The organism is Mesorhizobium sp. CA16 (assembly GCF_020165175.1).
Taxonomy (GTDB): domain Bacteria; phylum Pseudomonadota; class Alphaproteobacteria; order Rhizobiales; family Rhizobiaceae; genus Mesorhizobium.
The window spans coordinates 192,335-199,348 of the sequence record NZ_JAIUHP010000012.1; the positions used below are offsets into that span (position 1 = coordinate 192,335).

The 7,014-nt window shown below is 64.1% G+C and carries 5 protein-coding genes; 3 read left to right on the forward strand and 2 right to left on the reverse strand.

The window, feature by feature from the left end:
• Positions 1–81 precede the first annotated feature (81 nt).
• The 3 genes from cobS to LB525_RS18425 are packed head-to-tail and all read left to right on the forward strand — an operon-like array spanning position 82 to position 4,035.
• Complete coding sequence (cobS, locus tag LB525_RS18415) at positions 82–1,068, forward strand: cobaltochelatase subunit CobS (protein ID WP_095767438.1); 987 nt, start codon at positions 82–84, stop codon at positions 1,066–1,068.
• Between the two features lie 55 nt (positions 1,069–1,123).
• A complete protein-coding gene (cobT, locus tag LB525_RS18420) occupies positions 1,124–3,022 on the forward strand; it encodes a cobaltochelatase subunit CobT (RefSeq protein WP_224545654.1) in 1,899 nt (632 codons plus the stop codon).
• Positions 3,019–4,035 carry an esterase-like activity of phytase family protein gene (locus LB525_RS18425; RefSeq protein ID WP_224545655.1) on the forward strand — a complete coding sequence of 339 codons (1,017 nt, stop codon included), beginning with the start codon at positions 3,019–3,021 and terminating at the stop codon, positions 4,033–4,035. Before cobT ends, LB525_RS18425 begins: the two co-directional genes overlap by 4 nt.
• Before the next feature lie 51 nt (positions 4,036–4,086).
• Here LB525_RS18425 and LB525_RS18430 read toward each other — a convergent pair whose 3' ends face one another.
• Positions 4,087–4,896 (reverse strand): hypothetical protein, encoded by an 810-nt coding sequence (locus LB525_RS18430; protein WP_224545656.1) that lies wholly within the window; start codon positions 4,894–4,896, stop codon positions 4,087–4,089.
• A gap of 221 nt (positions 4,897–5,117) precedes the next feature.
• Entirely contained in the window at positions 5,118–6,893 is a 1,776-nt protein-coding gene (locus LB525_RS18435; RefSeq protein ID WP_224545657.1) for a GtrA family protein, read from the reverse strand.
• Positions 6,894–7,014: the final 121 nt, after the last annotated feature.

Below are 7,014 nucleotides of genomic sequence, written 5' to 3' on the forward strand. Positions count from 1 at the left end.
GGAAAAGGCTCTAAGACCGCCCCCGGACAAAATCGATTGCCGGCGAAACGCGGCGTTTCGCCCGTGGAGACGTTGATAGTGATGAACAAGGTCGATCGCGACATCGCCAACCTGCCCGACACGACCGTGCCGGTGAAGGAGAAATTCGGCTTCGATTCCAAGATGATCGTTCCCGCATATTCGGCGGCGACGGAGCATGTGCCGGACATCGACCCCGACTATCTGTTCGACAAGGCGACGACACTGGCGATCCTCGCCGGCTTTGCCTACAACCGCCGCGTCATGGTGTCGGGCTATCACGGCACCGGCAAGTCGACGCATATCGAGCAGGTCGCGGCGCGGCTCAACTGGCCCTGCGTGCGCGTCAACCTCGACAGCCATGTCAGCCGCATCGACCTCGTCGGCAAGGACGCCATCGTCGTCAAGGAAGGGCTGCAGGTCACCGAATTCCGTGACGGCATCCTGCCTTGGGCCTATCAGCACAATGTGGCGCTCTGCTTTGACGAATATGATGCCGGCCGGCCGGACGTGATGTTCGTCATCCAGCGCGTGCTGGAATCGTCGGGCCGCCTGACCCTGCTCGACCAGAGCCGGGTCATCCGCCCGCACCCTGCATTCCGGCTGTTCGCCACCGCCAACACGGTCGGCCTCGGCGACACCACGGGCCTCTATCACGGTACGCAGCAGATCAACCAGGCGCAGATGGACCGCTGGTCGATCGTCACCACGCTCAATTACCTGCCGCACGACAATGAAGTGAACATCGTGCTGGCCAAGGCCAAGCACTATCGCGACAGCAAGGGCAAGGACATCGTCAACAAGATGGTGCGCGTCGCCGACATGACGCGTTCGGCCTTCATCAACGGCGACCTGTCGACCGTGATGAGCCCGCGCACCGTCATCACCTGGGCCGAGAACGCCGAGATATTCGGCGACATCGGCATGGCGTTCCGGCTGACCTTCCTCAACAAGTGCGACGAGCTGGAGCGTTCGGTGGTGGCCGAGTTCTACCAGCGCGCCTTCGGCGAGGATCTGCCGGAAAGCGCCGCGAACGTGGTGCTGGGGTAGGCGCGCGGCTGAAGAGGCCTCCAGCCTTTCAGCATGAATCGCGCAGGGAATGATCATGGCGGGTCCAGGCGACAACACGCGCAACAAGCCGAAGAACGGGTCTGAAGCCGACAGCTTCAAGCGCGCGGTGACCGTGTGCATGCGCGCCGTCGCCGGCGACAAGGACCTCGAGGTCGGTTTTGCCAAGGACCGGCCAGCTTTGGCCGGCAACCGCGCGCGCCTGCCCGAACTGCCGAAGAAAGCGTCCCGCAACGACATTGCGATCACGCGCGGCCTGGGCGATTCCATGGCGCTGAAGCGCGCCTGTCACGATCAGCGCATCCACAACAGGCTGGCGCCGGAAGGCAAGCTGGCGCGTTCCATCTTCGACGCCGTCGAGCAGGCGCGCGTCGAGGCGATCGGCAGCCGCGCTATGCAGGGCGTGGCCGACAATATCGGGTCGATGCTTGAGGACAAATACGCCAAGGCGAACCTCGTCGACGTCAGGGACAAGGCGGACGCGCCGCTCGAGGAAGCGATTGCGCTGATGGTGCGCGAGAAGCTCACCGGACGTTCCGTGCCGAAGAGCGGCGAGCGGCTGGTCGATCTCTGGCGTCCCTGGATCGAGGAAAAGGCGAGCAGCGACCTGGACGGCCTGTCGGCCAAGCTCGAGGACCAGCAGGCCTTTGCCCGTATCGTGCGCGACATGCTGGTTTCCATGGAGATGGCCGAGCAACTCGGCGACGATCAGGAAACCGACGACTCGGAGGAAAACGAAGAGAACGAGCAGCAGGGCGAGGAACAGAGCGAGGAAGGCGGCGAGGAGGATTCAGGCTCCGAGCAGTCGCAGTCGGAAGATGCCGAAGCCTCCGCCGACGACGAAGAGTCGGCCGAGACCGAAGCGACCGACGCCACCTCCGATGACCTGTCCGATGAGGACGACGCCGACGCCGAGACGCCGGGCGAGGCCAAGCGAAACGACAATCCGTTCCTGAACCTGCCGAAAGAGATCGACTACAAGGTATTCACCACCGCCTTCGACGAGACGGTAGGCGCCGAGGAGCTGTGCGAGGAAGAGGAGCTCGACCGGCTGCGCGCCTTCCTCGACAAGCAGCTTGCCAATCTTTCCGGCGTTGTCGGGCGGCTCGCCAACCGGCTGCAGCGCCGGCTGATGGCGCAGCAGAACCGCTCCTGGGATTTCGACCTGGAGGAAGGCTATCTCGATCCGGCCCGCCTGGTACGCGTGGTCATCGACCCGATGCAGCCGCTGTCATTCAAGCAGGAGCGCGACACCAAGTTCCGCGACACGGTGGTGTCGCTGGTGCTCGACAATTCGGGCTCCATGCGCGGGCGACCGATCACCGTCGCCGCGACCTGCGCCGACATCCTGGCGCGCACGCTGGAGCGCTGCGGCGTTTCGGTGGAAATCCTCGGCTTCACCACGCGAGCGTGGAAAGGCGGGCAGGCGCGCGAGAAGTGGCTGAAGGATGGCAAGCCGCCTAATCCCGGCCGGCTCAACGACCTGCGCCACATCATCTATAAGTCCGCCGATCATCCATGGCGGCGCGCGCGGCGCAATCTCGGGCTGATGATGCGCGAGGGCTTGCTCAAGGAAAACATCGACGGCGAGGCGCTGCTGTGGGCGCATAACCGGCTGATCGGCCGGCCGGAGCAGCGCAAGATCCTGATGATGATCTCCGACGGCGCGCCGGTCGACGATTCCACGCTGTCGGTCAATCCGGGCAATTACCTGGAACGCCATCTGCGGGCGGTCATCGAGCTGATCGAAACGCGCTCGCCGGTCGAGCTTCTGGCGATCGGCATCGGCCATGACGTCACGCGCTATTATCGCCGCGCCGTCACCATCGTCGATGCCGAGGAACTCGCCGGCGCCATGACCGAGCAGCTCGCCTCGCTGTTCGGCGAGGAGAGCGCACGCGACACGCGGCGCGGCGGATTGCGACGCGCCGGATGATCCTTTGGGGGCGGCGTGCGCGGCGGACGCTTTTCGCCTGCGTGCTGGCCTGTGCATCGCCGGCAATTGCCGCTCCGGGAACTCCCGTCGAAACAGTCGAGATTTCGGCGCGGCCGATCAGCCAGTTCCATATCGGACGCGACGAGACGCGGTTCGGGCCGCTTGAATTCGTCGGCGGGCTGGAGATGACTTCGCAGGCACGCGATTTCGGCGCGCTGTCGGCCTTTCGCTTTCTGAAGCCGGGCAGCGACTTCATCGGCGTCGCCGACACCGGCTTCTGGTTCTTCGGCACGATCACGCATGACGCCGACCGACGTCCGTCGGGCGTTTCGAACTTCCGCCTGCAGCAGATGGTCGACGCTTCGGGCCGGCCGATCAATCGGAAATGGAAGGTCGACGCTGAGGGGCTCGCGGTCAGGGACGGTATCGCCACCGTCGGCTTTGAGCGCGACCAGCGCGTCGCCCAGTTCAAGATCGATCCCGACAATATGAAAGCGCCGATCCGGCAGGTCGATTACCAGATCCCCGCCCGGGAGCTGCGCCAGAACCGCGGCTTCGAGACCGTCACCCATGCCAATCCTTATGGGCAGCACGCGGGCGGCCTGGTCGTGGTCTCGGAGAGGAGCCTCGATGACGCCGGCAACGTCTACGCCGCCATCATCGAGGGGCCGCATAAGGGCGTCTTCACCGTCAGACGCGACGGCGATTTCGACGTAACCGACGGCGCCTTCCTGCCGGATGGCGACCTGTTGCTGCTGGAGCGCAGTTTTTCGATCGCGCGCGGGGTGAAAATGCGGCTGCGGCGCATCTATGGCGAAAGCGTCGAGAAGGGCGCGGTCGCCGATGGGCCGGTGCTGATGGAAGCCGATATGGGCTACCAGATCGACAATATGGAAGGGCTGGACGTCTGGACCCGCGACGACGGCGCGCTGATGGTGTCGCTGATATCCGACGACAACCATTCGATCCTGCAGCGCAACCTCTACCTGGAATTCATCCTGCACCAGGATTGACGACGGCTGGTTGGCATGGATTCAGCTGTGCCGACGGTGGGCGCCGAGAGATTACCGGCCGACGTGGCGGACTTCGTTCATCACGAAATTGGCCGCGCGCTTGCTCCGGTTGCGGATCTTGAGCGTCGCGGTGTTGTCCACGAAATAGGTGTGAAGAATGCTGTCGCGGGTGCGGACTTCCGGTCCGACAGTGTCGACCGCGTGCCAGGTGTCGGTGCCGACCGCAAAGGCGTAGCCGGTGTTCGGCGAAAACGACATCCGGTGCGAATTCTCGAAACGCCCGTCCGGCATGCGCTCGGCGAAGCGGGTGCCGATATGGTTGATCGAGTCGTCCTCCGGCAGGTAGAACTGGACCGTGATCCCTTTCCATTTCGTGTCGGTGTGGAAGCCGATCTTGTAGCCCGCCACGTCGCGCGTCAGCATCGGCACCGGATACATGCCGACCTTCATGAAGTCCGAGCCGAACCGGCGCTCCAAGCCCGGGGCAAGGCGGCGCATGAATGCGTCCTTCAGCTGCGGCGCATGCAATGCCTTGCCAACCAGGGACCAAATCGCCCGCTTCTCCTGCGGCAGATGGCGGATGTATTCGGGGTAGAGGTCGATCTTGATCCGCGTCGGGGTGCCGTCAGCCTTGATGTTCACATTGTTGCGTCCCTTGAGCGCACGATATTCGCGCGCCTCCGGCATGGCGGCGCGCATGCGCCGATAAAGGTCCGCCGGGAAAACATCGGTCATTTCCAGATGCCAGAAAGGCTTTTCCACAAACGCGGCGCGGTTCACGGCGTCCACCATGTGAGAGACAACATGCTGCAGCGTTTGTGTGGCTGATGCTGGCGCCGCCGCGCCCTCTATGGCCGACATGGATGTCTTCTCCCCAAGCTAAAACCCCGAATCCAAATTTCTTGAATACATATATCGCCGCCTAAACGAGATGCTAACCAAAGCACAGGCTGGATTGCAACGATCCATGGAACTGATTTCGATAGCGGTTTTCTAAATCACGCAGTGAAATTGCATCAGCGCAGAGCAGGCGTATTGCGAAGGGCGCTGTCGACGATGCTGATATGGCCGCGGGCCGATATTCAACGAACCTTGTAGATCTCGATCGGCTTTCCCGCGGTAGACTGGTCCAGTTCGAGCCACTCAGGCAGGTCGCCCCGCAGCAACGCCGCGACAAGGCCCTTCGGCGCGTCCAGAGCCAGCGATATCTCTTCCGTGTTGCCGCGGCAGATCGCGACCAGCCCGACATGCTCGCGTTCGATGACGGCGCGGGCGGCCTCCGGCGTTCCCATGAAAGCGTCGAGCATGGCGAGATTGCCGCCGACATTGCGGTGGTAAGGGCCGGCCAGCGCCCGATGGCCGGTGAACGCCAATATTCCCGAGCCGAGATTGGACGAGGCAAGCACCGTCGTCGCGGGCATCGCGGCAAGATCGTGGAAGTCGCCCGGCTTGCCGCAGGTCACGGCATGGTCGGGGTCGGAATTAACCCGCTGTGGCGCCTGCCGAACCACGGACTGCGCCGCCACCGCGACCCCGGCCCAGGTCGCGTTGAGCGAGACCAGCCACGCCATGACGATGCCGGTGGAAAGGCGCCACGAGGGCGCGACGTCCCTCCGCAGGCGGATTCTCGCGATCCAAGCCGAAAGCGGCAGCACGGCGAAGGCGACGGAGAAGGTCGAGCCGCGCACCTGCCAGAGGCTGACGCCGAAGGCGACGACGAGCAGGATGGCGGCGAGCATCTCGGCGCGGCGCAGGCGACGGGTTCGGAGCTGAAAGCCGACCAGCAGGATCGCGATGAAGGGCGTCACATAGCGCGCCGCCATCAGCTTCGGCTGGTGGATGGCGACGCTCCAGAAGGGCTGCGCTTCGACCACGTCGGCCAGCCAATAGGTGCGGATACGTTCGTCCATGTCCGCATAGGGCCATGCCAGGCATTGCGGGAAGAACACGATCACAACGACCGCGACCGCCGCCATCAGCGCCAGCATCGAAACCAGCCGCGCCCGGCGGCTCGATGCGGCAAAGGTACTGGCGATCGCGAGCCCGAAGCCGGACAATGCGGCAACGGCGAACTGGAAAGAGGAGAAGGCGTCGCATTGGGCCGCGCCCCAGTCGGCCGGCCGGATGGTCGCCACGAATACCAGGGAGGCGACGCCGGCAAATCCGAGACCGAAGCCTCGCGCCGTGACGCGCTCCTTGTCGTCGAGGATGAACAGGACAGCGACGCAGATGCCGAGCACCGCCACATAGGGAGCCGTCTCCATGCCGACCGCGAGCGTCAGGCCGGCGCAAATGCCCGACAGAAGGGCAGCGGGCCGCCAGAAGGGCGCTTCCATCAGAAGCCAGAGGCCGGCCGCCGTCAGCAGCAGCTGGACATTGTGGTGATCGATCACGCCCGGGCTGTAGATCACCAGGTAGAAAAGCGCCGCCGTCGACAGAATGACTGCCGGCATCGCGACATTCGCAGCGGCGAAGCGCTGCGAGGCGCGCATGAGCACGAATATGGTCAGTCCGTAGAGGAGGGTCGGCCAGATGATCTGCGCGGCGCGCTCGGCGGTGGTCGTGCTGGCGCCCAGCGCATCGAAGGCCATGATGATCAGCGCGAGCGGCGTATCGACAAGCCGCGACCAATGCATGACGAAGCCGCCCGAGGTGCCCATCCTGTATTGGTGGAGATCGAACCAGCTTTGGCCGCCTAGCAGGTCGCGAACCTCGACCAGCCGCAGCATGCTGTCATTATCGGCGCCATAGTCGCCAAGGGTCGGAAAACCGGAAACGGCGTTGATCGTCAGCACCACCAGCATGGCGCACAGCGCAAGCAGAAGGTCGTTTTTCCAACCGGTGCCTTGCACGGTCATGCTGGTCGCAATGCCCTAGAGCAATTCCAGGAAAAGTGTGCCACGGTTTTCCGTCAGGAATTGCGTCAAAACAAAGAGATAGAGTGGTGGGGGGGGGGGGGGGGGGGGGGGGGGGGGGGGG